20 protein-coding genes are annotated in these 26249 nt (G+C 69.3%); 11 read left to right on the forward strand and 9 right to left on the reverse strand.

Annotated features, from left to right (window positions below):
* Positions 1 to 54: 54 nt before the first annotated feature.
* From CACI_RS24790 to CACI_RS24820, 7 genes are all read left to right on the forward strand, one after another.
* Entirely contained in the window at positions 55 to 822 is a 768-nt protein-coding gene (locus tag CACI_RS24790) for an SDR family NAD(P)-dependent oxidoreductase (protein ID WP_015793600.1), read from the forward strand.
* Positions 823 to 842: 20 nt separating this feature from the next.
* Positions 843 to 1562: a FadR/GntR family transcriptional regulator gene (locus tag CACI_RS24795; RefSeq protein WP_015793601.1), complete on the forward strand. Its 720-nt coding sequence runs from the start codon at positions 843 to 845 to the stop codon at positions 1560 to 1562.
* On the forward strand, positions 1559 to 2704 hold the full coding sequence (dgoD, locus tag CACI_RS24800; protein WP_015793602.1) for a galactonate dehydratase: 1146 nt from the start codon (positions 1559 to 1561) through the stop codon (positions 2702 to 2704). Before CACI_RS24795 ends, dgoD begins: the two co-directional genes overlap by 4 nt.
* On the forward strand, positions 2698 to 3555 hold the full coding sequence (locus tag CACI_RS24805; protein WP_015793603.1) for an aldose epimerase family protein: 858 nt from the start codon (positions 2698 to 2700) through the stop codon (positions 3553 to 3555). Before dgoD ends, CACI_RS24805 begins: the two co-directional genes overlap by 7 nt.
* 12 nt (positions 3556 to 3567) lie before the next feature.
* The gene (locus CACI_RS24810; RefSeq protein WP_015793604.1) at positions 3568 to 4203 is read left to right on the forward strand and encodes a bifunctional 4-hydroxy-2-oxoglutarate aldolase/2-dehydro-3-deoxy-phosphogluconate aldolase; all 636 of its coding nucleotides are present in this window, start codon (positions 3568 to 3570) and stop codon (positions 4201 to 4203) included.
* Positions 4200 to 5165, forward strand: a complete 966-nt coding sequence (locus CACI_RS24815) for a sugar kinase (RefSeq protein WP_015793605.1) — start codon at positions 4200 to 4202, stop codon at positions 5163 to 5165. The genes CACI_RS24810 and CACI_RS24815 overlap by 4 nt, the downstream gene beginning before the upstream one ends.
* A 67-nt stretch (positions 5166 to 5232) precedes the next feature.
* Entirely contained in the window at positions 5233 to 6150 is a 918-nt protein-coding gene (locus tag CACI_RS24820; protein WP_015793606.1) for an NADP-dependent oxidoreductase, read from the forward strand.
* A 32-nt stretch (positions 6151 to 6182) separates the two neighbouring features.
* Here CACI_RS24820 and CACI_RS24825 read toward each other — a convergent pair whose 3' ends face one another.
* Positions 6183 to 6605 carry a MarR family winged helix-turn-helix transcriptional regulator gene (locus CACI_RS24825; RefSeq protein ID WP_015793607.1) on the reverse strand — a complete coding sequence of 141 codons (423 nt, stop codon included), beginning with the start codon at positions 6603 to 6605 and terminating at the stop codon, positions 6183 to 6185.
* Between the two features lie 189 nt (positions 6606 to 6794).
* Between CACI_RS24825 and eno the strand changes: the two genes are divergently transcribed.
* Positions 6795 to 8081 (forward strand): phosphopyruvate hydratase, encoded by a 1287-nt coding sequence (gene eno / locus CACI_RS24830; RefSeq protein WP_015793608.1) that lies wholly within the window; start codon positions 6795 to 6797, stop codon positions 8079 to 8081.
* Positions 8082 to 8116: 35 nt separating this feature from the next.
* On the opposite strand, the gene CACI_RS24835 is transcribed toward eno, so the two are convergent.
* The 8 genes from CACI_RS24835 to CACI_RS24865 all read right to left on the reverse strand — a co-directional run bounded on the left by CACI_RS24835 (position 8117) and on the right by CACI_RS24865 (position 20363).
* Positions 8117 to 12307, reverse strand: a complete 4191-nt coding sequence (locus tag CACI_RS24835; RefSeq protein ID WP_015793609.1) for a bifunctional nitrate reductase/sulfite reductase flavoprotein subunit alpha — start codon at positions 12305 to 12307, stop codon at positions 8117 to 8119.
* Between the two features lie 218 nt (positions 12308 to 12525).
* Positions 12526 to 13203 (reverse strand): peptide deformylase, encoded by a 678-nt coding sequence (def, locus tag CACI_RS24840; protein ID WP_015793610.1) that lies wholly within the window; start codon positions 13201 to 13203, stop codon positions 12526 to 12528.
* A gap of 271 nt (positions 13204 to 13474) precedes the next feature.
* Positions 13475 to 14641, reverse strand: a complete 1167-nt coding sequence (locus tag CACI_RS24845) for a carboxymuconolactone decarboxylase family protein (protein WP_015793611.1) — start codon at positions 14639 to 14641, stop codon at positions 13475 to 13477.
* A gap of 74 nt (positions 14642 to 14715) precedes the next feature.
* On the reverse strand, positions 14716 to 14862 hold the full coding sequence (locus CACI_RS51440) for a hypothetical protein (RefSeq protein ID WP_015793612.1): 147 nt from the start codon (positions 14860 to 14862) through the stop codon (positions 14716 to 14718).
* On the reverse strand, positions 14859 to 17267 hold the full coding sequence (locus CACI_RS53605) for a glycoside hydrolase family 38 N-terminal domain-containing protein (protein ID WP_015793613.1): 2409 nt from the start codon (positions 17265 to 17267) through the stop codon (positions 14859 to 14861). The genes CACI_RS51440 and CACI_RS53605 overlap by 4 nt, the downstream gene beginning before the upstream one ends.
* Entirely contained in the window at positions 17264 to 18061 is a 798-nt protein-coding gene (locus CACI_RS24855) for a carbohydrate ABC transporter permease (protein ID WP_015793614.1), read from the reverse strand. Before CACI_RS24855 ends, CACI_RS53605 begins: the two co-directional genes overlap by 4 nt.
* A 137-nt stretch (positions 18062 to 18198) precedes the next feature.
* A complete protein-coding gene (locus CACI_RS24860) occupies positions 18199 to 19089 on the reverse strand; it encodes a carbohydrate ABC transporter permease (protein WP_015793615.1) in 891 nt (296 codons plus the stop codon).
* Between the two features lie 5 nt (positions 19090 to 19094).
* The gene (locus CACI_RS24865) at positions 19095 to 20363 is read right to left on the reverse strand and encodes an ABC transporter substrate-binding protein (RefSeq protein ID WP_223297231.1); all 1269 of its coding nucleotides are present in this window, start codon (positions 20361 to 20363) and stop codon (positions 19095 to 19097) included.
* Between the two features lie 194 nt (positions 20364 to 20557).
* Here CACI_RS24865 and CACI_RS24870 point away from each other — a divergent pair, with 194 nt between their 5' ends.
* The 3 genes from CACI_RS24870 to CACI_RS24880 all read left to right on the forward strand — a co-directional run bounded on the left by CACI_RS24870 (position 20558) and on the right by CACI_RS24880 (position 26157).
* Positions 20558 to 21604: a LacI family DNA-binding transcriptional regulator gene (locus CACI_RS24870; RefSeq protein ID WP_015793617.1), complete on the forward strand. Its 1047-nt coding sequence runs from the start codon at positions 20558 to 20560 to the stop codon at positions 21602 to 21604.
* 130 nt (positions 21605 to 21734) lie between these two features.
* Positions 21735 to 24581: a glycosyl hydrolase family 95 catalytic domain-containing protein gene (locus tag CACI_RS24875; RefSeq protein ID WP_015793618.1), complete on the forward strand. Its 2847-nt coding sequence runs from the start codon at positions 21735 to 21737 to the stop codon at positions 24579 to 24581.
* 1 nt (position 24582) lies between these two features.
* Complete coding sequence (locus CACI_RS24880) at positions 24583 to 26157, forward strand: CocE/NonD family hydrolase (RefSeq protein WP_015793619.1); 1575 nt, start codon at positions 24583 to 24585, stop codon at positions 26155 to 26157.
* Positions 26158 to 26249: the final 92 nt, after the last annotated feature.

Below are 26249 nucleotides of genomic sequence, written 5' to 3' on the forward strand. Positions count from 1 at the left end.
ACCGGCGTGCGTCAAGATTATTGCATAATTAATTATCTTAGATAGGGTGGCCCCGTGAACGAACAGACCTGTCACCGCTTCACCGACCGGGTCGCCGTGGTGACCGGAGCGGCCGGCGGCATCGGCGCGGCCACCGCCCGGCGCCTGGCGGCCGAGGGCGCGGCGGTGATCGCCGTGGACATCGCCGACGACGCCGGGCGCGCCGTGGCCGAGGAGATCACCGCCTCCGGCGGCCGGGCCGAGTACCGGTCCGGCGACGTGGCCAGCGCCGCGGCGTGGGACGCGCTGGCCGAGCACGTCCAAGGCCGCTACGGGCGCCTGGACGTACTGCACAGCAACGCCTACAAGGTGGTCGTCAAACCGGCCCACGAACTCACCGAGCCCGAATGGGACGGCCAGCTCGCCGTCACGCTCAAAGCGGCCTGGCTCGGCGTGCGCGCCTTCGCCGGTATGCTCGGCGAATCTCAGGGTTCGATCGTGCTCACCTCGTCGGTCCACGCGCTGGTCGGCCTGCCCGGCCATCCCGCCTACGCCGCGGCGAAGGGGGCGCTGTGCGCGCTGGGGCGGCAGCTGGCTGTCGAGTACGGCCCGCGGGTGCGCGTCAACACGGTCCTGCCCGGCCCGATCCTGACCGCCGCGTGGGACCGCGTCGACGCCGAGCGGCGGGCGGCCAGCGTCTCCGAGACGGTCGCCGGGCGGTTCGGGCGCCCCGAGGAGGTGGCCGCGGCGGTGGCGTTCCTGGCCTCGGCCGACGCCTCCTTCGTGACCGGCGCGAACCTGGTCGTGGACGGCGGCTGGTCCGTCGTCAAAGCTTCGTCATGACAGCCGGAAGGGTTCCAAGGATGAGTGTCCAGGTACGCGGTCTGCACGGCCAGGCCGTCGACGTGATCGGAGAGCGGATCGTGCGCGGCGACAACGCCCCGGGCGATCTGCTCTATCCCGATCAGATCGAGGCCGAGCTCGGGGTCAGCAAGACCGTGGTGCGCGAGGCGCTGCGGGTCCTGGCTTCCAAAGGACTCATCGACTCCCGCCAGAAACGCGGCACGTTCGTCCGGCCGCGCGCGGACTGGAACCTGCTGGACGCCGACGTCCTGCGCTGGCGCGGACAGGGAGTGCCCGACGAGGGCTTCCTGGACGATCTGGCCGAGGTCCGCGCGATCGTCGAACCGGCCGGCGCCCGGCTGGCGGCCCGCCGCCGCACCGAGGCCGACCTGGTCGCGCTGACCGAGGCGATCGAGCAGATGGACGCCGCCGGCGGCGACGTCCCGGCGACCGTCGAGGCCGACCTGGCCTTCCACCGCGCCCTGCTGGCCGCCGCGCACAACGAACTGCTCACCGGCATGGAGGTCGTCATCGAAGCCGGTCTGCGCGTGCGCGACAGCTTCGTGCACGGCGCCGACCACGGTCCCGACGACGCCGTCCCGGCGCACCGGGCGGTGGTCGACGCGATCCGCGCCCAGGACCCCGACGCGGCCTCGCGCGCCGTGGAGGACCTGCTCGCCAAGGCCATCGCCGACCTGCGGGCCCTGATAGCCGGACCCGACGGGACGACGACCGCATGAAGATCACCTCGCTGGAGACGTTCCTGGTCGCGCCCCGGTGGCTGTTCCTGCGCATCGGGACCGACGAGGGCCTGGCCGGCTGGGGCGAGCCGGTCCTGGAGGGGCGCGCCGAGACGGTCCGCGCCGCCGTCGCCGAACTGTCCGAATACCTGATCGGCGAAGACCCGCTGCGCCTGGAGCACCACTGGCAGGTGCTGACCAAGGGCGGCTTCTACCGGGGCGGACCGGTGCTGTCCTCGGCCGTGGCCGGTATCGACCAGGCGCTGTGGGACCTGGCCGGGAAGACCTACGGCGTGCCGGTGCACCAGCTGCTCGGCGGACCGGTCCGCGAGCGGGCCCGGGTGTACGCCTGGATCGGCGGCGACCGTCCGACGCAGGTCGCCGAACTGGCCGCCGAGCAGGTCGAAGCCGGGTTCACCGCGGTGAAGATGAACGGCTCGGCGCAGATGCGGCACATCGACACCCCGGCTGCCACCGCGGCGGTCACCGCCCGGGTCGCCGCCGTGCGCGAGGTGCTGGGCGCCGATCGGGACGTCGTCGTCGACTTCCACGGCCGGATGTCCACCGCGATGTCGCGGCGTCTGCTGCGGATGCTCGAACCCTTGCAGCCGTTGTTCGTCGAAGAGCCCGTGCTCCCGGAGAACAGCCGCGATCTGCGGTCCCTGGCCGAGTCTTCGGGCGTGCCGTTGGCTGTCGGCGAGCGCCTGTACTCCCGGTGGGACTTCCGGGACGTGCTGCCCAGCGGGATCGCCGTGGCGCAGCCCGACGTCTCGCACGCCGGCGGCATCTCCGAACTGCGCCGCATCGCCGCGGCCGCCGAGACCTACGACGTGGCGATGGCGCCGCACTGCCCGCTCGGGCCGATCGCGCTGGCGGCCAGTCTTCAAGTGGACTTCGCCACGCCCAACTTCCTGATCCAGGAGCAGAGCCTGGGTCTGCACTACAACCGCGGCAACGAGATGCTCGACTACCTGCTCGACCCGGAGCCGCTGCGGGTCCGCGACGGCCACATCGACCGGCTGACCGGTCCGGGTCTGGGGATCGAGATCGACGAGGCCGCGGTGCGCCGCGCCGACGAGACCGGCCACCACTGGCGGAACCCGGTGTGGCACCACCAGGACGGGTCGTTCGCGGAATGGTGAGGCGGCTGCCCTTGGACGTCCGCACCGATCTCGTCCATGGCGGACGCTGGACGTCGCTGCGGGGCGCAGACCGCGAGTGGCTGTGGCAGAACCCTGATGCTGCTGGTCGTTCCTCGGTGCTGCCCGGGCAGTCCTTCGTCGACGCCGGCGGGCTGGAGGAGTGTGTGCCGACGGTCCGGGGTACGCCGGACCACGGCGATGCCTGGTCCCGGCCGTGGCGGTCGAACGGCGGCACCGAGGTATGCCAGAGTCCTGATTTTGTCCTGACCAGGCGCATCGAAGCAGACGGGGATTCGCTGCGGGTCCACTACGTTCTGCGGGCCGAGCCGGGATACCGGTTCCTGTGGGCGGCGCACGCGTTGCTGGATGTCTCGGAGCAGGCTGTGCTCCGTGCTTCTGACAGCACTGCGACCAGGGTGTATCCGGACGCGGGAGCTCGCTACGCTGAGGGTCTGTGGCCCGCGCCGTGGCAGGAGGTCCGGCTGGACCGGCTGGGTCCGGACGACGGCACGGCGCTCGGCGCGATCCTCACCGGATGCCGGGGCGCGACGGTGGTCGACGGTGCGGACGCGTTGTCCTTCGCACTGCGCGCCGATCCGGGTGTCCCGGTGTCGCTGGCGCTGTGGCGGAACCTGCGCGGCTTCCCCGCGAGGCACCCCTATCGCAGCATCGGTGTCGAGCCGATGCTCGGCGCCGTGTTCGACCTCGCCGAAGCCGGTCCCGGCGATGCCGCCGTGGTGTCGGAGAGCGGCGAGATCCGCTGGGAGATGGCGGTGACCGCCACTCGGCGCGATGACACGCATGACACGCATGCCGCTCACGACGCGCATGACGCTCACGACTTCGACTGAGGGGACTCCCCCGTGAACCTGACCGACATCCCCTTCCGGACCCTGGCGATCGTGCGGGGCACCGACCGCGACGCCGCACTGCGTACCGTCCTGGTGCTGGCCGAGGAGGGTCTGACCACCGTCGAGGTGTCGCTGACCACGCCCGGCGCGCTGTGGGTGATCGAGCAGGCGCGGCGCGAACTCGGGCCCGAGGCCGGGCTCGGCGCCGGGACCGTGGTCACCGCCGACGACGCGATCCGGGCCGTCGAAGCGGGCGCCGGCTTCCTGGTGACGCCCGGTCTGGGCGCCGCCTTGCGGGAAGCGCCGACGACCGGGCTCCCGATGTTCGTCGGCGCCTCGACGCCCAGCGAGGTCATCGACGCCGACGCGTACGGCGCCACCGCGGTGAAGCTCTTCCCCGCCTCGCACGGCGGACCGCGGTATCTCAAAGCTCTGCGGGACCCGTTCCCGACCATCGCGTTCGTCCCGGTCGGCGGTGTCGATCGCGAAGCGGCGCCGGCGTTCCTGGCCGCCGGCGCGGTCGCCGTCGGCGTCGGATCGCCGCTGATCGGCGACGCGGCGAAGGGCGGCGACCTGGCGGCGCTGCGACAGCGCGCGGCGGACTGGCGTGCGGTGATGACCGAGGCGATCGGGGCGGTCAGCGCATGACGGCGCCGAGCTGCCTGGACGTCCTCACCATCGGCGAGACCATGGCCGCATTGCGCGCCGACGGAGCCATCCGTCTGGGCTCGGCGATGACACTGTCGCCGGCGGGCGCCGAATCCACCGTCGCGATCGGACTGGCGCGCCTGGGTCATCGGGCCGGCTGGGTGGGCCGGGTCGGCGCTGACGAGTTCGGCGAACTGATTCTGCGCACCCTTCGGGCCGAAGGCGTCGATCTGACCCACGCGCGCGTGGATCCGGACGGCCGCCCGACCGGGGTGATGGCCCGCGAGCACCGTGTCGGCAGCCTGATCCGCGTGAGCTACCACCGGAGCGGCTCGGCCGGGTCAGCGCTCGAACCCGGCGACGTATTGCCCGCCTTGGAAGGCGGCGCGCGCATTCTGCACCTGACCGGCATCACCCCGGCGCTCAGCCCGAGTGCTGCCGAAGCGGTGCGAGCCGCCGCCCGACGCGCCCGCGAGCTCGGCGTGAGGGTCAGCTTCGACGTCAACTACCGCTCCCGGCTGTGGTCGCCCGAACGTGCCCGCGACGTGCTGCTCCCGCTGGCCGAACTCGCCGACGTCCTCATCGCCTCCAGCGACGAGCTGCACCTGGTATCTCCGAATCCCGCCTCCGACGAGGCCGGCGCAGCCGCCGCGATCCTGGCGCGTGGGACGCGTGAGGTCGTCCTCACCCGAGGCGGCGACGGAGCCAGCGTGATCACGGCCGAGGGCACGATGTCAGTACCCGTACGCCTGGTACCGGTCGTCGACGTCGTCGGCGCCGGTGACGCCTTCGTCGCCGGCTACCTCTCTGCCCTGCTGGACGACCTGCCCGTCGAAGATCGCCTGCATCGCGCTGCCACCACCGGCGCCTTCGCCGTCGCCACCGCCGGCGACTGGGAAGGCCTGCCCACGCGCGCCGACCTCGCGCTGCTCGACGAGCCCTCGGGGAGCACAGTTCGGTAGGCGCTTCAGGCGGGAGGTGTCCAAGATGGGAACGTATCTGGCGCGTAGGAGACAACCGGAGGCACCGATGAAGGCAATCGTCGCGACTGATCAGAAAGCGGAAGCAGCCGGGATCACGCTGGCCGAGCGGCCTGAGCCGACGCCAGCGATCAATGACGTGGTCGTCGCGGTCCATGCCTCGGGCTTTGTTCCGGCGGAGTGGGAGTGGCCCTCGACGTGGGTCGACCGCTCCGGGCACGATCGGGCGCCGGCGATCATCGGTCACGAGTTCGCCGGAGTGGTCTCCGCGCTCGGCTACGGCACGACGGGTCTGTCGGTGGGCCAGCGGGTGTTCGGGATCACGGACTGGCACCGGGACGGGACCCTGGCCGAATACGCCGCCGTGGAGGCGCGCAACCTCGCGCCGCTGCCGGGGGACGTCGAGTTCACGGTCGGTGCGAGCCTGCCGATCTCGGGCCTGACCGCGTGGCAGGGACTGTTCCAGCACGGCCGGTTGCAGGCCGGGCAGACCGCCCTGGCACACGGTGCCGCCGGAGCGGTCGGATCCGTGGTCACGCAGCTCGCGCGGGAGTTCGGCGCCTACGTCATCGGGACCGGACGCGCGACGGACCGGCAGGCGGCGCTCGACTTCGGCGCGAACGAGTTCCTCGCCCTCGACGAGGACAAGCTCGAAGACGTCGGCGGCGTCGACCTCGTCTTCGACGTCATCGGCGGTGAGGTCCAGCGGCGCTCGGCGAGCATCGTCCGGCCCGGCGGGACGCTCGTGACGGTCGTCGGACCCGCCGAGGCCCGACCCGTCGACGGACTGGCGGTCGACTTCGTCGTCGAGTCCGTTCCGAGCCAGCTGGTGGAGATCGTCAACCGCGTGCGGGACGGACGCCTGCGCATGCGCATCGGAACCGTCGCGAGCCTCACCGACGCCATTCCCGCCCTCAACCCGACCGAGCGGCGCAAGGGCAAGACGGTCATTCGCCTGCGCCCCTAGTCAACTAAGCCTGCTTGCCCGCCTGCTTGCCTCTAACGCGCGGCGAGCCGCTCCATCAGAGCGGCACACCGCGCCAACTCTTCGCGCTCCTTCTCGGTGAGTTCGAGCTCGATGGCCTGCGCGAGCCAGCCGGCGCGGCGCCCGCGCTCGGCCTCGAGCGCGGCGCGGCCATCAGGGGAGAGCTCGTTCAGGGACTTGCGGCCGTCCGTGGGATGCGCACGGCGGACCACGAGTCCCTGTTGCATGAGCAGACCCACCGCGCGCGCCATGGACTGCGGCCGAACGCGCTGGTCGGCGGCCAGGTCGCTGGTGGTCATGGCTCCGTTGCGGTCGAGGATGCCGAGCACGGAGACCTGCCCGAGCGGGATGCGGTCCTCGTGCTGCACGCGCCGCGTGAGCTTGCCCATCGCGGTACGCAGTTCGGTGGCGACGGCAGCGGATTCGGCGGTGGGCATAGGGCACTTTAACCGGCGGTGACCAGCGATGCTGCACAGGTCGGCTGCGCAGCAATGCTGCGCAGCATTGCTGTACAGCAGAACTGAACAGCGGAACTGAACAGCATTGCTGTAGAGTCGCCGGTGTCACGGCGCGCGCCAGCGTTGTCGCACCAGGGCCGCGGCGTCCATCAACGCGAAGGACCTTCCATGGCATCCACCGTCATCCAGTCCGTCACCGCCCGCCGCGTCCTCGACAGCCGGGGCAACCCCACCGTCGAGGCCGACGTCGTGCTCGCCGACGGATCTCTCGGCCGCGCCGCCGTCCCGTCCGGCGCCTCCACCGGAGCCCGCGAGGCCGTGGAGCTGCGCGACGGCGACCCGCAGCGCTGGCACGGCAAGGGCGTCGACCGCGCGGTCGGCCACGTCACCGGCGAGATCGCGGCAGCGGTCGTCGGGCGCGACGCCGACGATCAGGCCGGGCTCGACACCGCGCTCATCGCGCTCGACGGCACGGCCGACAAGTCCCGGCTCGGCGCGAACGCGCTGCTCGGTGTCTCCCTCGCTGCCGCGAAGGCCGCAGCGGCGGCGCACGACCAGCCGCTGTACCGCTTCCTCGGCGGCGCCGACGCCCGGCTGCTCCCGCTGCCGATGATGAACATCGTCAACGGCGGCGCGCACGCCGACAATCCGCTGGACTTCCAGGAGTTCATGATCGCCCCGGTCGGCGCGCAGACCTTCGCCGAGGCCGTCCGCATGGGCTCAGAGGTCTTCCACACCCTGCGCGCCGATCTGCTGGCCGCCGGGCACTCCACCGGCGTCGGCGACGAGGGCGGTTTCGCCCCGGCGCTGCGTACCGCCGAGGAAGCGCTCGACTTCGTCATGGCAGCCGTCGAGCGCACCGGCTACCGGCCCGGCGCGGACATCGGCCTGATCATGGACCCGGCTTCCTCGGAGTTCTTCCGGGACGGCGTGTACGTCTACGCCGGCGAAGGCGTGCGCCGCACGTCCAGCGAGCACGCCGACTACTTGGCCAAGCTGATCGACTCCTACCCGGTCGTCTCCATCGAGGACCCGATGGCCGAGGACGACCTGGACGGCTGGCGCGAGCTGACGGCGCGCGTCGGCGACCGCTGCCAGCTCACCGGCGACGACGTGTTCTGCACCAACGAGACCCTGCTGCGCGAAGGCATCCGCACCGGAGTCGGCAACTCGGTCCTGGTCAAGGTCAACCAGATCGGCACGCTGACCGAAGCCCTCGCCACGGTCGCCACCGCGCACCGCGCCGGCTGGACGGTCGTCATGTCGCACCGCTCCGGCGAGACGGAGGACACCACCATCGCCGACCTGGCGGTGGCGACGGGCTGCGGGCAGATCAAGACCGGTTCGCTGTCGCGGTCCGACCGTACGGCGAAGTACAACCAGCTCATCAGGATCGAGGAGGAGCTGGGAGCCTCCGCGCAGTACGCCGGCGGAGCGGTGCTGAGTCGTTCCTAGGGGGCGGCGCGCGAGGGCGTCTCTAGGAGACGCCCCTAGTAGACGTCCCTCGCGTATCGCTTCTCGGCGGCGAGCTGCTTGACGTACGCGGCTGCCGACTCCTGGCCGAGGCCGCCGTGGACGGCGGCGATGTCCCGCAGGGCCTGGTCGACGTCCTTGGCCATGCGGTTGGCATCGCCGCAGACGTAGAAGTGCGCGCCGTCCTGCAGCCAGGACCACAGCTGCGCGCCGTGGTCGCGCATGCGGTCCTGGACGTAGACCTTGGCCCGCTGGTCCCGGGAGAAGGCGAGGTCCAGCTGGGTCAGGGTGCCGTGCCGGTGCAGTTCGTCGAGTTCGTCGCGGTAGTAGAAGTCGGTGGCGCGGCGCTGTTCGCCGAAGAACAGCCAGTTGCGTCCGTGGTGGTCCCGGGCGCGCCGCTCGGCCAGGAAGCCGAGGAACGGCGCGACGCCGGTCCCGGGACCGACCATGATCATGGGGGTCGCGGGGTCGGTCGGCGGCCGGAAGTGCGCCTGGCGCTGGACGAAGACGTCGACCGGGCTGTTCGGTTCGGCGTCGGCGAGGAAGGTCGAGGCGACGCCCTTGCGCGGGCGCCCCGTCCGGCTCTCGAAGCGGTGCACTGAGACGGTCAGCTTCAGCGCCTGCGGATCGGCGAGCGGGCTGGAGGATATGGAGTACATGCGCGGCTGGAGCGGCTTGAGGATCTCGGCCCACTCCTGCGCGCTCAGGCGGATCGGGAACTCGCTGACGACGTCGACCGCCTGGCGGTCCCAACTCCATTTGGCGAGCTCGCCCTTGTTGTCCGGGCGCAGCAGGCGCTTGAGGTCGCGATCGTGCTCGGAGGCCAGGCGCAGCAGGTCGCTGCTGATGCGGGTGATGTCCAGATGGCGCAGCAGTGCCTCCGACAGCGGCACGGCATCCGATCCGGAGACGGCGACCTCGGCGCGGGGGTCCAAGCCGGTGACGGCCAGCCACTCGGCGACCAGGTCCGGGCAGTTCCGCGGCCAGACGCCGAGGGCGTCGCCGGCCTCGTAGGCGAGTTCGCCGGCGCTGGTGTCGAAGGAGAATTGGCGTACCTCTTTGGCGGCGCCCGGCAAACTCAGCAGACGGTTGCCCGCCAGTGCGGCGGTGAAGGGGTTCGCCTTGGTGGGGCGAGCCGTATCCGTGGCGGCGGGGGTCGCCACCGGCACGGTGACCGGTTCCGGAAGGGTTCCGGTACCGATACTGGAATTCAACAGGCTGAGAACCTCGTCGAGCCAGACTCGTGACGGCTCCTCGAAATCCGGCTCGCACTCGACGCGCGGGAGCAGCCGCCGGCCGCCGAGTTCGGCCAGGCGCTCGTCGAGGCGGCGGCCGTGGCCGCAGAAGTCGTCGTAGTTCGAGTCGCCCAACGCCAGCACGGCGTAGCGGACGTCGTCCAGGGCTGCGGCGTCGGCGGCGGTGAGGCTCTGCCAGAACTCCGCGCCGTTGTCGGGGGAATCGCCGTCCCCGAAGGTGCTGGTGACGACGAGCACATCGGTTCCGGAGCGCAACGAGGCGAGCGAGGCGGCGTCCATCGCTCGCAGCGACGCGCGCCGTCCGGCTTCGGCCAGTCTGCGGTTGACGGTGCCCGCGACCTCTTCGGCGTTGCCGGTCTGCGAAGCCCACAGCACGACGACCTCGCGGGTCGGCACGCTGCCGCCGTCCTCTTCCGGCGGGGTGTCCGGCACTCGCGCGCCGCTGGGAGCAGCGTCCAGCCGCGAGAACATTCCAGCCAGGACGCCGTCGACCCACAGGGCGTTCTCGGCTGTGAACGGCGAGGTGCGAGGCAGGACCGGCACGGCGCTGCCCGCGACCTCCGACGAGGCGAGACCGGTCAGGAAGCCCGACAGGTACCGGCGTTCGCCGTCGGCGAGTGCGATCGGAGTCAGGTCGAGGTCGAAGAGGTCGGCGAGCGCCGTCACCCCGAGCACCGCGCGCGCCGGGAGCGCTGTCGCGGCGCGCGCCGTCGGTGGAACGGGAGTCTCCCGCCGCTCGGTCGGCGTCGCAGGGGACGTGGTCGTGACCGTCGGCGCCTTGGCCAGCGTGACCGCGCACACCTTGAACTCGGGCTGGAAGGAGATCGGGTCGACGGCGTCGTTGGTGACCGCGTTGACGCTCAGGTACTCCCCGAACAGGTCGTTCCAGTGGAACGGCGCGAAGCAGTTCCCGGGCCGCACGCGATCGGTGACCACCGCAGGCAGCACCGCGCGTCCGCGCCGGGAGACCACGGCCACCGGATCGCCGTCGGCGACCTGGAGCGCGTCGGCGTCCTGCGGGTGGATCTCGACGAAAGGCCCGGGATTCAGCTTGCTGAGTTTGGCCACTTTCCCGGTCTTGGTCAGGGTGTGCCACTGGTGTTGGAGACGGCCGGTGTTCAGGACGAAGGGGTAGTCGTCGTCCGGAAGCTCGGCGGCGGGCAGATGCGGTCGGGCGAAGAAGACCGCTCGGCCGCTGGCAGTCGGGAAGGCCAGCCGCGGCTTGGTGCCGTCGGGGTGGATCAGTTCGGTCTGGCTGACGCCGTCGTTGAGGTAGCGGATGGGGTTGCGGTCCGGGCCGTCGGCGTCGGCGCTGGGCCACTGCACCGGGCTCTGGCGCAGTCGCTGATAGCTGACGCCGCGAATGTCCCAGCCGGTCTTGGGATTCCAGGCGCGCTTGATCTCCTCGAAGACCTCCTCGGCGCTGCCGTAGGTGAACGCCTCCTGGAACCCCATCGCGCAGGCGACGCGCGCGATGATCTGCCAGTCCGGTATCGCCTCGCCGGGCGGGTCGATGGCTTTGCGGACGAGCGTGAGGTTGCGCTCGGAGTTGACCATCACGCCCTCGGCCTCGGCCCACAGCGCCGCCGGCAGCGCGATGTCGGCGTAGGCGTTGGTCTCGGTGTCGGCGAAGACGTCCTGGGTGATGACCAGCTCGGCGGCTTCCAAGCCGGCGATGACGGTCTTGCGGTTGGCCACGGAGGCGACCGGGTTGGTACAGATGATCCAGCAAGCCTTGATCCGCCCAGCGGCCATCTCCCCGAACATCTCGACAGTGCCCTGACCCGCCTCGGCGCGGAGCGTCCCGGCGGGCACATTCCACAGTTCCTCGACGAAGGCGCGCTCCTCGGGCACCATCGCAGAACGCTGACCGGGCAGACCCGGACCCATGTAGCCCATCTCGCGACCGCCCATCGCGTTGGGCTGGCCGGTCAGGGAGAACGGACCGCTGCCGGGACGGCAGATCGCGCCGGTGGCCAGGTGCAGGTTCACCAGGGCGTTGGTGTTCCATGTGCCGTGGGTCGACTGGTTCAGGCCCATCGTCCAGCAGCTCATCCACTCGCCCGCCTCGCCGATCCACTGCGCGGCCAGGCGGATGTCGGCTTCGGGGATGCCGGTGACGTCGGCGACGTACGCGGGGCTGTAGTCGGCGAGGAAGCCGAGCATGTCGTCCCAGCCCTCGGTGTGCGCGGCGATAAACTCCTCGTCGATGTGGCCGTTCTCGACCAGCAGGTGGAGCAGGCCGTTGAGAAGCGCCAAGTCGGTGCCGGGCTTGATCTGCAGGAACAGATCGGCCTTGTCGGCGGTGGCACTGCGCCGCGGGTCCACGACGATCAGCTTCGCCCCGGACTTGCGGCGCTCCAGCAGCCGCAGGAACAGGATCGGGTGGCAGTCGGCCATGTTGGCGCCGATGACGAAGAACGCATCCGCGTGCTCAAAGTCCTGATACGAGCCGGGCGGGCCGTCGGCGCCGAGGGAGAGCTTGTAGCCGCTGCCGGCGCTGGCCATGCACAGCCGCGAGTTGGATTCGATCCGGCTGGTGCGCACGAATCCCTTGGCCAGCTTGTTGGCCAGGTACTGGGCTTCCAGTGACATCTGGCCGGAGACGTAGAACGCCAGGGCGTCCGGACCGTGCTCGTCCAGGATCGCCCGGAGGCGGCGGGCGGTCTCGGCGATGGCGTCGTCCATACCGGCGGCTTCCGGCTCGGCGCCGCGGTCGGCGCGCAGGAGGGGACGCGTCAGGCGACCGGGAGCGGCGAGCATGTCCGCGCTGGTCGCGCCCTTGGTGCACAGCCTGCCGCCGTTCGCCGGGTGGGCCTTGTCCCCGGAGGCCTTGGCGACGATCCGCCGACCGTCCGGGCCCGACGCCACATCCAGGACGATCCCGCAGCCGACGCCGCAGTAGGAGCACACCGAGCGCACCTGGTCCACCTCGGCGTGCACGCTCGTCAACGCTGGCTCCTCCCGGGCGGACCGGCAGGGGTGTTCCCGCCACCGGTAACGCTAGGGAGCGGCTGTTGCGCGGCCGTGTCCGTCAGCGCAGCTGGACGGTTACCGCGAACTCACAGATGGTGTCGGCGCTTGTGACGGCGCCGTTGGCTTCAGCTCACGCTGCCGGGTTCAGCTCGCGCTGAACCCCGCTGCGGCAGGGACGATGGTGACCTCGGCGCTCACTCGCTCGGGGTTGCGAAGTGCTCGCGCAGTTCCTCGGCGCGGGTCTTGCGTTCGGCGAAGACACCGTCGGCGACCTCGGCCATCTCCTCCAGCACGCCGCGCCGCGTCTTCTTGTTCATCCGGTCGATGTACAGGGTGCCCTCGAGGTGGTCGGTCTCGTGCTGGAGGCACCGGGCGAAGTATCCCTCGCCTTCGAGGACCAGGGGTTCGCCGTGGACGTCCACGCCGTGCAGGACGGCGTGGTCGTAGCGGGGCAGCTCCCGGGTCGGGCCGGGGACGGACAGGCAGCCTTCCTGCGCCTCGACCAGCCGGCGCTGCCCGCCCTCGGGCGTGCGGTCCAGCTTGGGGTTCACGATGTGCCCGACGTGGCGCGCGCCGTCGTCGTCGACGCAGTCGTAGACGAACACCCGCAGGTCCACGCCGACCTGGTTGGCCGCCAGGCCGACGCCCTGCGCGACGTACATGGTCAAGAACATGTCGTCCACGAGCTGGAGCAGTTCCGCCGTCCCGAACTCGGCCACCTCACGGCACGGCCGGTGCAGGACCTCTTCGCCCACCACGGTCACCCTGAGCTCTTTGCCGCGAGCCGCCTCAGGAGCCAGGGCGGGGTAGCCGTCCACCGGCCGGCCCTGCACCAGGACCTGCTTCGCGGTGGAGCCAGGGCGCGCGACCATCAGCGAAAAACCTCCGGAGGGTATCGTTCACGGCAAGGGCGGCTGGCCGGAACCATGGCAATCAACACACGAATTCACATTCTACAACGGACCCCTGTGCTCCCGGAGATGGCCGCCGAGCGTTCCCATTGCACGAATGCGCGAACAAGGCATGTGCGGAATTGCCGGAGCCGCCCCGCCGCCTTATCGCTCGCGAGACCTGGCTCAAGTCTGACTCAGGCCTGGCTCAGACCTGGACTCAGACTTGACTCAGACCTGCCTCGGACCTAACTCACCCCACCGGCTTCGCAACAACCATGCGCCCCGTCGCCCGCACCGCAGCCGTGAAACTCGCCCACGAGGCCAGCTCCACCAGTGTCGCGTCACCCGGTGCCGTAGCCCGGAAGGCGCCGAGCGCACCCTCGTCGACCTGGTACGACGCGAGCGCTATCAGCAGCGCGAGGCGGCCCGCCGGCTGGTCGGCGGTCGGCAGGTCGCGAATGGCCTCCTCGACCCACGCGCGGCTCATCCCCTTGGGCTGGCCGTCCCACGCCGCCAGTTCGGCACGGACCAAGTCGCGGACTGCGGCGGGAACGGCACGCTGGCCTGCTTGTTCGTAGGCGGCAGTGGCGCGGGACAGCGCGTCGGAGATGGTGCGGTTATCGGTGGCCCAGGCGAGGTCGGTGGGCAGCGGCGCTTCGGGAAGGAGTTTCAACGTGCCACCCACCGGCGCGGTATTCCGGTGGGCCGAGCGAAGGAAACGGCCGAGCACGGGGAGCACGACCGTCAGGACGGCGGCGGGCGCCAGCGGCGGGAGCGGGGCGTCGGGGAGGAAGACGTTGACCATGCGGTTGAAGTAGTGGAAGACCAGCACGACGCCGAGGATCTCAGCGGCCTGCTCCGGCGGAAACGGCGGCTCCACCTCGTCCCCCGCGGCTCCGGCAGCGTTCGCAGAGGCACGCACCCACGCGCTGACGGCTCGCACCTCCGGGTCCGCGACGTCGATGACACGGTCGTCGGCCAGCGCGGTGGCATCCGCGTCGTGACCCAGGCTGCGCAGCATGGTGCCGTGAATGGTCACGCAGTACGGACACTCATTGCCCACCGAGACAGCCGTAGCGACCGCCTCCTTGACCCGCCGATCAACCGCCCCCTCAACCAGCAGGGTCTCAGACATCATCATCCACGTCGCAGCCAGCAAATCCGGCACCGGCGAATGCAAGACCACCGGCGGCGAAATAAGCCCGAACAGCCGCTCCATCTCCCCATAGATCACCGCAACACGCGCATCAACACCCCCACGCCGCACCGGCGAAACATGCCGCACCTGCAAAAACGACAACGGCCGCAAAACCATCCGAACGAGATTCGGGCGCACGATCGGCTCTCCCAGGGTCGCAGCACACGGGACATCCAGTGTCACCCGCCCCGACGCAGCTTCCTTCTTCAGAATTGCCATCGAAGCCAGCAACCAAGCGGCCCATCCAGCGCCACCGGCACCCAGACCCCCCACGCAACGAGCGCCGGCAGTGGTCAGGCCTCGTGAATGTGCCGACGCACGCCGCGCGCCAGCGAGCCCACCGAGACCCAGCCGACCATGACCCACACCTGGAACCCGACCACCACTCCGACGCCAACCGTCGCGTTGCCCCAGACGCGCCGGACTTGACCATGGCTCACAGGGTGCCTTCCGATGCCGGCCGGCCGCCGGTGGTTACCGGCCAGGTGAGGGGTGGGGTGCGGAAGAGGTCGGCTTGTTTGGTGATGGGGTGGGGGTTGGGGGTGGGGAGGGTGAGGAGGCCGTAGCGGAGGGCGAGGGGACCGTTTTGGACTTGGGGGAAGTTGGTGTCCCAGTAGTTGTTGGCGATCCAGCTCAGGAGGAGGGGGTTTTGGTCGCGGGGGATGGCGTTTGGGGGTGGGCCGAAGTGGAAGTCGCCGAATTGGATCAGGGGTGCGTCTGGGGTGAGGAGGGTGACGGCGCCGGATTCGTCCCACATGGTCGCCGAGGACTCGGTGGTCACCCAGCCGCGGGAGGCGCCGGGTAGTTGGTCGTCGTCGAGGTGGACGCGGTGGCCGGCGGTGTCGAACGTGGCGTGCCAGCCTTCCTCCAGGGCCAGGGGCAGCGCGAGGTAGATGCCGGTGGGTGAGGCGTCGCCGGCTAGGTCGATGTCTATGGTGATGTGGATGACCGGGTCGGTCGCGTCGAAGCCGATGCGCTGAATCAGGCTTCTGACGCCGGGCGCGGCGAAGCGGCGTACCAGGGTGACGCGGCCCGGCGACTCCTCGATCGCGTGGTGAAGCACCCGCTCGGCGGGGGTGTGTACCGGTGTCCAAGGCTCCCAGCACGACTCGTCGAGCATCTCCCGGTCCAGATTGCGCTGATAGAACGCGCGCCGCGAGTCCTCGACGAGCGCGTCAGGGCGCTCGCGGATGAACGACAGCAGGTCCATCCCGGGCCGCGGGCGCAAAATCTCGCGCCCGGTAGCGCGGTCGACCAAGGAGGTGATCCGACCTGAGGCGGCGTCATAAGTGAGGTGGTGGAACGGCGACTCGATATGTCCGAAGGCTGCGACCCGATCGACCGCGGCGGCGAAGTTGAGCTCCCGGGCCGCGTTCCGTTGGTGGACGATCTCGTGCGTGGGCTGCTGCGCGAAGACCGGTTCGGGCAGGTCGCCGACGCCGATGATCCGCCAACTGCGCGGCGCGAGATCAACCCTTCCGAACCGACGCCGCGCCTCGTCCGGAGCCGGCGTGCGCCAAGGCCGGTTCTCATAAGCCATCCTGCTGGCGCGATAAGTCCGCTCCGTGGCGGGCGTCGTAGAGGCGAACCAAGAAGCGGGGAGATCGGGCGTGACGGTGCGTGGGTGGTCAGCGGTGTTGACCAGCAGCACCCCCGCGATCCCCTTGTCCGCGACCGGATTCCGCGCCAGCCGCTCCAGCCCGTCCATCACGGCGAACGCCGCCAGCTCGTGCCCCTCATGAGCACCGGCCTGCTTCATCGTCTCGATGGCGCGCGCCTGCTCATTAGCGGGATCACTGTTCCAATGGCTCCACGTATGCTCGTCGAACAGATCCACCCGATCGGCCGCCTCAGCGACGAGCGACGCATCGGCACCGATCGTCGCCGCAGCGGCCAGCAACGGCTTGGACCGCTGGTTCACCGCAGTAGCAGCCGGCGCGCTCCCGACCCCGAAGCTCCAGTAGTCGGTCCAGTCCCCGCGCAGCGTCACGACATCCTCCTCCGGGATGCGCATGACCCGCTCCCTGAGGTCGTCGAACGTCGCATACCGGATGCGAGGCCCGCGCCCCTCCTCATTCCACCGCCGTATCAGATCCGGCAGGAACGGATTCGGCGGCGCGTTGTCCCACATGATCGGAGAACATGTAGAGGTCAGATAGACGAACGGCAGCCGATACCCACTACTCCTGAGCCGCGCATGGAAAGCGTTCCAGCCCTCGACCATACGGTCCACCGAGTCGTCCCAGGCATTGAGCAGCTGGTCGAACATCGTGTAGTGGCTCCCGTTGAACACCCGCAGCGTCCTGCCCGAAGGCGCCTGCCAGTCGAAAACCCCGGGCCGAGGCGCCACAGGAGCACCAAGATGCCGATTGACGGCCGTGACGAACAGGTCGACGCCAGCGTCCAGCAACTCATCCGCGATCGGCCACGGCACCCCGTTCACATCGTGCTGGCACGCGACCTTGATCGCCCGCCCGACCGCATCCTCCAACTCCGGCTTCCCCGCCACCAGCCGACGCAGCCCCGGCCGGTCGATCGTCGCGCTGACGTGCCACCGCAGCGCCGACAACCCGATCCGCCCCTGATCGCACAACTCCTTGAATCGAACAACCTGCTCCGGAGCCGCGTCCGCCAGCCACCGACGCACCGGCTCAGTCGCCTCGCACGTCCACTTCGGCCGGCAGTCCTCCGGTAAATCAGCAGTCTGCTCCAGCCAATCCATAGCCTGCGAAAGGTACTCGGACTGCAGCCGCCACAAAATCGGCTGGGAATGCGTGTACCCGACGTCGAGGTGGCTGTGGTGCAGAACGAGGATCTCCTCGATATCGGACACAGTGTCGGTCACTTGGAGGCTCCTGTGGTGAGACCGGCGATGAACTGCTTCTGCAAGGCGAGATATCCGGCGACGGGAATCACCGCGGCCAGGAACATCACGCCGAACAGCTGCGCGTAGTTGGTGGAGTACTGGCCCAGCGACTGATACAGACCGGTCGTGATGGTCTGTCCGCGCAGCGGGCCGAGGATGAACTGCGGATTCATGAAGTCGTTCCAGATCCACAAGGACAGGAAGATCGCCACCGTCGCGGTGGCCGGGCGCAGCAGCGGCATGACAATCGTCCACCAGATCCGCACCATCCCGGCGCCGTCCAGCGCCGCGGCCTCGACGACCTCGCCCGGAACGGCGCGCAAGAACCCGGAATAGACGAACACCGCGAACGACAGATACCCGCCGCCGACATTGGAAAGGACCAGCCCCGGATACGTATGGTCCAGATGCAGGATCGTCAGGATCCTGATGGTCGGCAGCAGCACCACCGCCGGCGGAATCATCAGACCGGCCGCGAACACCGCCAGCACGCTGCGACGCACCCGCGCCGAACGCCGCGTCAGCCAGAAGCTGAACGCCGAGCCGAGCGGAACCACCAGCAGCACCGAGGCGAGAACGGTGACCGCCGAGTTGGTCAGACCGATCTGAATGATCTTGTCGGAGCGCCCCAACGCATCAGTGATGTTGTGCAGCGTCGGCGGCGCCGGCGGAGCCGACGGATCGCGGACGATCTGGCTCTGCGACTTGAACGCGTTCACGATCGTCAGATAGATCGGGCTGACGAACGCCAACGTCAGCAACCCGGCCGCCACCAAGTGACCGCGCGAGGTCCAGACGCGACGGCGGCGACCCAGCCCACCAACGGCACCAGATCCAGCGTCACCCCCACGCCGCGCACTCACCGCACGACGCGGCGTCGGAGTCGAACTCGGGGTCGGAGTAGTCGTGCTCACAGGTCCACCTCCCGGCGCCGAAGCAACCCGGTCACGCTGAGCGCGATCGCCGCCGAGACCACCAGCAGCAGCATCGCCACCGCCGAGGCATAGCCGAACCGGTCGTCTGTGAACGCGAGATTGACGATGTACAACGCAGTGGACTGCGTGGAGTTCGCCGGACCACCGGACGTCAGCGCCGCGATGATGTCGTACAGCTTCAGCGTCGTGATCAGCGAGATCGTGACGCTGATTGTCGTACCGGGAGCCACCATCGGCAGCGTGATCTGGCGGAACCGCTGCCAGCGCCCCGCGCCGTCGACCGTGGCCGCCTGGTACAGCTCGACCGGAACCGACTGCAGCGCCGCCAGGTGCACGACCGTGGTGAACCCGGTCAGCACCCACGCGGCGACCAGCCCGACAGAGAACATCGCCAGGTGCGGGCTGCCCAGCCAGGTGATCGGGCGCCCGATGATCCCGGCGCTGAGCAGCAGATGATTGAGGATGCCGTCCTGCGCCAGGATGTAGCGCCAGACGAAGCCGACGATGACGCCGGACAGCACCTGCGGCAGGAATGCGACCGTGCGCATCATGCGGAAACTCAGCGAAGTCTTGTTCAGCAGCATCGCGAACCCGATGCCCGCGACGTTGGCGACGAGCGTCACCGTCAGCGCGGTGACCAGCGTGAAGGTGAGACTCGCCGTCAAGGCGTCGTCGTGCAGCATGTCGGTGTAGTTGGACACGCCGACGAACTTCGCGTGCGCCAGCAGCGGGTTCTCGTCGGTCAGGCTCTTCCACGCGCTCATGATCACCGGCACGACGATGAACAGCGCGTACAAACCGAGGGCCAGCACGGCGATCGCGCCCAGGGCGCTCTCGCCGCGCTGCCGGAGTGCCGGAGAGGTCATCCGGGTCACTTGGTCGCCGCGTTCCACGCGGAGTCGAGCTTGGCCATCTGACCCGCGACGTCGTCGGAGGTGAACAGAGCCTGGCTGGCCGCGTAGTAGGCGTCGTTCAGACCCGAGGGCATGGAGTCGTCGTTGGTCGCCCACCCGATCGAGGAGACCTTCGTGTTCTTGTCCGTGACGTAGGCATAGGAGTCCTTGAACACCTGCGTCACGGTCACGTTGTAGTCGGCCAGGGTCTTGCCCTTGAGCATCGGGAACGCACCGTCGCCCTCGATCAGGGTCTTCAGGTTCGCCGGGTCGGTGGACCAGGCCTCGGCGAACGCGGTCGCCTTGTCCGGCGCCGGGGTCTTCGCGCTGATCGCCATCGAGCCCCCGACCGAGAACGGCACCACCAGGGAGCCGTCGTCGGTGGGGGTCATGAAGGAGCCGAAGTCGTCGGCGTGGTCCTTGGGCACCGAGCCGAGGAACCAGCTGCCCATCATGTACATCGCGGCCTTGCCGGAGGTGAAGTTCGTGATGGAGTCGGCGTACTTCACGCCCAGCGCGCCGTCCTCGAAGTACCCGTTCTTGGCCATCGTCCGGTACTTGGCGACCGCGGTCTCGACGTTCGCGTCGGTGAACTTGACCTTGCCCGCGTAGCGTTCCTGCAGCCAGTTCGGGTCCTTGCCGAGCACGTCCGCCGACAGGATCCCGGTCAGCGGCATCGAGGCCGCGAACGGGTCGCCGCCGCCGAGCTCGATCGGCGTCATGCCGGCCGCCTTGAGCTTGGCGCAGTCGGCCATGAAGTCCGCCCACGTCTTCGGCGCACTGGCGATGCCCGCCTTGGCGAACATCGTCTTGTTGTAGAAGACCATCGGGATGATCTGGGAGTTGGTCGGCGGGATGTAGACCTTGCCCTTGTAGGCGTTGCCCATCGGGAGCAGGAAGTTGGCGTTCACCCAGCTCTGGTCGTAGGGCTTGAGCAGCCCGGCCTGTACGAAGGTGGACGGCGTGATCGACTGCAGCAGGTCCGGGAACTGCCCGGAGGCCTGCAGCTGCTTGGCGTAGGCGTCGCGGTCGGTGCTCGGCGAGACCAGCTTCTTGATCGTGACGCCGGGGACCGCCTTCTCACCGCTGGCTATCGAGGTGTCCCAGAACGAGGCGGTCAGGCTCGGAGTCTCGAACGTCAGGTAGGACAGCGACGCCGAGCCGGAGCCGCTGCTCTTGGAGCTGCTGGAGGTCGCCGCCGAACACCCGGCGAGCGAGATCCCCGCGGCCAGGCATGCCGCGAGCAACCGGGTCGATCTAGCGGAGGGAAGCGTGTGCCGCATGGAAGTCTCCAGGGGGGATATGCCGACCCGACAGGCGGGCGCGTCTCGACGCCGGGCCGCCTTCGGGATAACGTTATCCGCGAGGATGACGCCCGGCGTCGGAGCGTGTCAAGAGTTCGACCGCATGACGGCGCTGTTACATGATGAGGAGCATGCGGATGAGCCCTGCACCGGGCGGGAACGGGGCCGGTGGCCGGGCCAAGCGGCCGACCATGGTCGATGTGGCACGCGAGGCCGGGGTGGCCCTGCGCACGGTGTCCCGCGTGGTCAACGACGACCCGACGGTCGGACCGGAGTACGTCACCAAGGTCCGGGCGGCCATCGCCGCTCTGAACTTCCGCCCTGATGAACGCGCCAGACAGCTGCGCACCGGCATCACCGGCACGATCGGCGCGGCGGTCCGCCGCATCGCCGAGCTCAACCCGGCGCTGGCGGCCATCGAGCAGAGCGCGCGCGCCTCGCGGCTGACGCTGCTGGCCTCCTCCACGGACTTCGACGCCTCCCGCGAGCACGACATCCTGGTCTCCATGTGCCGCCAGCGCTTGGACGGCATCATCGTCGAGCCCTTCGCCGAGAACCACGCCTACCTGCAGCCGGAGATCGAGGCCGGCATGCCGATGGTGGCGATGGACCGGCCGATGAGCGGCGTCGCGGTGGACTGCGTCATGTCCGACAACGCCTCGGGCATCGGCATGGCGTTCCACCACCTGCACCAGCACGGACACCGGCGGATCGCCTACATCGGCGACAGCGAGCGGGTCTTCTCCGGCCACGAGCGCGCCTCGGCTTTCCGCGCGGCGCTGGTCGCGCACGGGCAGTCGGTCACCGGCCTGGTGCATCCCGGCGACATCACCGGCGAGCGGGTCGGCGCGTCGCTGGAGGCCGCGCTGGGCGGTCCGGATCCGGCGACGGCGCTGGTCACCGGCAACATGGACAGCACCATCGCGGTCCTGCGACGGCTCGGGCCGCAGGCCGCCTCGCGGCTGGCGATCGTCGGTTTCGACGAGGTGCCGCTGGCTGATCTGCTCCAACCCGCGCTCACCGTCGTCGCCCAGGACACCGCGGCGATCGGCCGGACCGCCGTGGAGCTGCTGCGCGAGCGCATCGCCGACCCGTCGCGGCCGGTGCAGAACGTGGTGATCCCGGTTTCGCTGACGACGCGCGGCTCCGGCGAGGTCCCGGCGCCGGCTGTTTCGGCGCAGTAACCGCCTCTTGACAGACCGCCGGAGCGCCCTCAGTCTTTCGAGATAACGTTATACCGGCGGCGCCTGTGGTGCGCACTCACGGCGCCGATCCGGCGACTTCGGCGTGTCCTGCGATGAGAGGTCGGATGCAATGAGACACAGAACACGGCTGCGGCGCACTGCCGCCGCCGGCGCTGTCGCAGCCCTCGTGGGAACGATGCTCACCACGACCCTGACCGGTCCGGCGAGGGCCGACTCGGTCACCGCGAACCAGGCCTGGCGCATCGCCCAGCAGTACACCGGCGTCTGGACGAGCCCGCCGTCCGCCCTGACCAACGGCGAGACGGTGGACGCCCCGATGCTGGGCAACGGCGACATCGGCGTGGCGATCGGCGGGTCGATCGCGAATCAGACCATGTACCTCGGCAAGAACGACTTCTTCTCCGGGTCCGCCCACGCGATCAAACCGCTGGGACGGATCGTGGTCACCGCGGCCGGGCTGAACGGCTCGTCCTACCACGTCGTCCAGGACATCGCGCACGCCGAAGTGCGCGGCACGTACACCCTGGGCAGCCAGACGCTGAGCACCACGAGCTGGGTCGACGCGAACTCCGGCATGTACGTCACCTCCTTCGCCCTGACCGGCGGCAGCGCGCAGAGCATCGGCATCGCGCTGCAGAACGGGAGCGGCGGCACCCCGAGCGTCAGCACCAGCGGCAACGACCTGGACGCCGACGTCGCCGCGGACACCGGAACCGGCAGCGACCCGCACGCCCGGATCGCCGCGCGCACGATCGGGCAGACCCAGTCGATCTCCGGCAACAAGATCACCCTGACCATCCAGCCGGGGACCACGTCCACTCTCGTGGCCGGGATCGTCTCCAGCATCGACAGCTCTTCGTGGCAGTCCGGCGCCGATGCGCTGGTCGGCTCGCTGGCTCAGGCAGACGTCGCCAACCACAACGCCGCGCACCGTTCCTGGTGGCAGAACTACTGGCAGCAGTCCTACGTCGAGATCCCCGACAAGACGGTGGAGAAGAGCTGGTACGGCTCGCTCTACCTGCTCGGCTCCGTCTCGCGCGCCGGGAAGTACGCTCCCGGGCTGTGGGGCAACTGGATCACCGGCGCGATGAACTGGAACGGTGACTACCACACCAACTACAACTACGAGGCGCCGTTCTACGCCGCCTTGTCCACCAACCACATCGCGCAGATGGCCGCCTATGACCAGCCGGTGCTGGACTGGCAGTCCGGCGGCCAATCGCTGGCGTCGCAGAACGGTTTCTCCGGCGTGCTGTACCCGGTCGGCTTGTCGCCCAAGGGCACCAGCGCCGACATGAACCTGCACAACCAGAAGTCCAACGCCGCGAACCTCGCCAGCGACATGGTGATGCGCTTCGAGCACACCGGCGACACGTCGTACGCGACCACCGTCTACCCGTGGCTGAAGCAGGTCGGGCTGTTCTGGCAGAACTACCTGACCTGGGACGCGGCGAACAACCGGTATGTCATCACCAACGACGCCCCGCACGAGGACCAGTCCTACCCGCAGACCAACAGCGGGCTGTCGCTCGGGCTGGTGCACCTGCTGTTCCAAGGCCTGATCGACATGAGCACGGCGCTGAATCAGGATGCTTCGACCCGCGCCACCTGGCAGAACATCGAGTCTCATCTCAGTGCCCTGCCCACGATGTCGCTGAACGGGCAGACCATCCTGCGCGAGACCGAGGTCGGCAGCGATTTCATCAACGACGGCAACGACATCGACTCCCAGGCGATCTACCCCGGCAGCTTGATCGGCCTGGACAGCGACGCGGCCTCGCAGCAGAACGCCCGCAACACCATCGGCGCGCTGACCAACGCCTGGCACGGCGGCAACGCGCCGGCCACGTTCTACGCCGCGGCGGCGCGCGTGGGCTACAACCCGAGCACGATCCTGTCCAACCTGGACTCCGAAGCCGCGAACAACGCCTATCCCAACATGGCGATCCACCACAACGGCGGCGGCATCGAGAACATCAACGTCACCACCTCCGGGCTGGACGAGATGCTGCTGCAGTCCTTCCAGAAGGACGTCAAGGTGTTCGCCGACTGGCCGGCGAACACCAACGCGAAGTTCGGCGACCTGCTCGCGTACGGCGACTTCCTGATCTCCTCCAGCAAGTCCGGCAACGCCGTCCAGTACATCCGGGCCGTCAGCCAGAAGGGCGGAAGCCTGACCGTCACCAACCCCTGGTCCGGCAGCGTCGAGGTCTACCGCAACGGCACCGACACCGGCGCCGTGTCCGGGGCGAAGCTCACGATCGCGACCTCGGCCGGCGACACGATCGACCTCGCCCCGGCCGGTACCTCGCTGGCGACCATCCAGTCCGAGCTGTCCCAGCCGCTGCAGACCACCTCCAGCGGCAGCTTCAGCTCCGGATTCGAGAGCAGCGACCCGGCGGTGAGCTGGAGCGACACGGTCGACAGCAGCGGCGGCGGCAGCACGGGCGTCACGGGGATCTGCTGCGGCGCACCCGGCCCGGAAGCCGGAGTCCGCACCGGTGAGACTTCGCACACCGGGTCCAGCTCGTTGATGTACTCCGGATCCGCGCAAGGCGGCACCAACGACTATGCGTACCTGAAGGTCTATGACCTCAGCGGCAGTCCGCTGGCGATCGGATCCGGGAAGACCCTCGGCTACTGGATCTATCCCCAGAGCAACGCCACCAGCACATGGGTCCCAGCCGGTTCCACGAACAGCAGTTGCGTCGCCGTCGACATGGTCTTCACCGACGGCAGCACCCTGAGAGACTCCGGCGCCGTGGATCAGAGCGGCACCAAGATCCATCCGGCGAACCAGTGCGGGCATCTGACGCTGGACGCCTGGAACCATGTCACGGTCAATCTGGGGACGAACAACGCCAACAAACAGATCAGCCGGATTCTGGTCGGCTACGACCATCCGAACTCCACCGGCGGTTACCGCGGCTACGTCGACGATCTGACCGTCAGCTGACGTGGTGTTCGACATCCGCGTCGAATCAGGGCTCGAAGCGACGATGCGCGACGGGACGATCCTGCGCGCCGACGCCTACCGCCCGATGGGGAGCGGACCGTGGCCCGTGCTGCTGGTCCGCACCCCGTACGACAAGCAGAACGCAGAGGTGCTCTCACGCCTCGATCCGCAAGGCGCCGCCGGCCGCGGCTATCTGGTCATCGTCCAGGACTGCCGCGGCCGGTTCGCCTCCGACGGTGTGTGGGAACCGCTGCTGCACGACGGCCCAGACGGCTACGACACGATCGTCTGGGCCGCGAGCCTGCCCGCCTCGAACGGCCGGGTCGGAACGTACGGACCCAGCTACCTGGGCTATACCCAGCAGGCGGCGAGGGCGGCGCAACCACCTGGGTTGTGCGCCAGCGTTCCGGCGTTCACCTGGTCGGATCCGAACGACGGGCTGATGGCGCGCGGCGGCGCCTACGAACTCGGGCTGATGACGCACTGGACTTTGTCGCTCGGGTTCGATGTCTTGGCACGCCGGTACGCCGACGCTCCGCAGGAGTTGGCATCCCGGCTCGCGGCGCTGAACGGTGCGCTGGAGGACTTCCGGTCGCGGGTCGTCTGGGACTCGCCTGCAGAGGACCTGCCTGTGCTCCGGCGCCTGGGGCTGACGACGCCAAAGCCGACCAGTGCTCCGCACCAGCGCTCGGCTGCGATACCGACCCTGACCATCGCAGGCTGGTTCGACTGCTTCCTCCAAGGGAGCCTCGACAACCACGTCGCAGCGACAGCCAGCGGCGCGCCGACGGCACTGATCGTCGGTCCGTGGACGCACGACGACCAGAGCAGCCAGGGCGGCGCGTCCCTCAACGCACGCGAACTCGACTTCCTCGATCGGCACCTCAGGCCCGACTCCAGCGTCCAGGCGCCCGAGTCACCCGAGTCACCCGAGTCACCCGTGCAGGTATTCGTGATGGGCACTGACGAATGGCGCCGCTTTCCGTCCTGGCCATCCCAGAGCACTGAGAGCTCCTGGTATCTGCACCCTGATGCATGCCTGGCGCCTCTCTTGCCGCCGAATTCACCGCCGGACTCCTTCGACCACGACCCCGACGACCCCGTCCCCACCCTCGGGGGCGCCATCCTCCTCGGCCCCGATTTCCCTTCCGGACAGTGCGACCAGGCGCAGATCGAGGAGCGCGACGACGTCCTGATCTACACCAGCGAACCGATGAAAACCTCGCTCGAAGTCATCGGCCGCGTCCGCGTAGAACTGTTCGCCACATCGACGGCACCGAGCACCGACTGGATCGCACGCCTCTGCGACGTCGACGAACACGGCGTCTCCCGCAACATCACCGACGGCATCCTCCGCGCGCCATCAGCCGAGCCCCAGCGTCAGCCTCAGAAACACACGATCGACCTGTGGTCCACAGCCCACGCATTCCTCCCCGGCCACCGCATCCGCCTCCAGATCACCTCTACCTGCTTCCCCCGCTGGGCCCGCAACCCCGCCTCGTCCACCGCGCGCCAAACCGTGCACCACGGCAACGCAACACCGTCACGGCTCATCCTCCCGAGGACGCCGGCTTAACCAAGGCACTGCCCGAGCGAAGTCGCTGCGGTGTGGATCGAGGCGGTGGCTCAGGGGGAAGGACCGGACGCACTTCGCCCGGCGGAAGCGCT

The organism is Catenulispora acidiphila DSM 44928 (genome assembly GCF_000024025.1).
GTDB lineage: Bacteria > Actinomycetota > Actinomycetes > Streptomycetales > Catenulisporaceae > Catenulispora > Catenulispora acidiphila.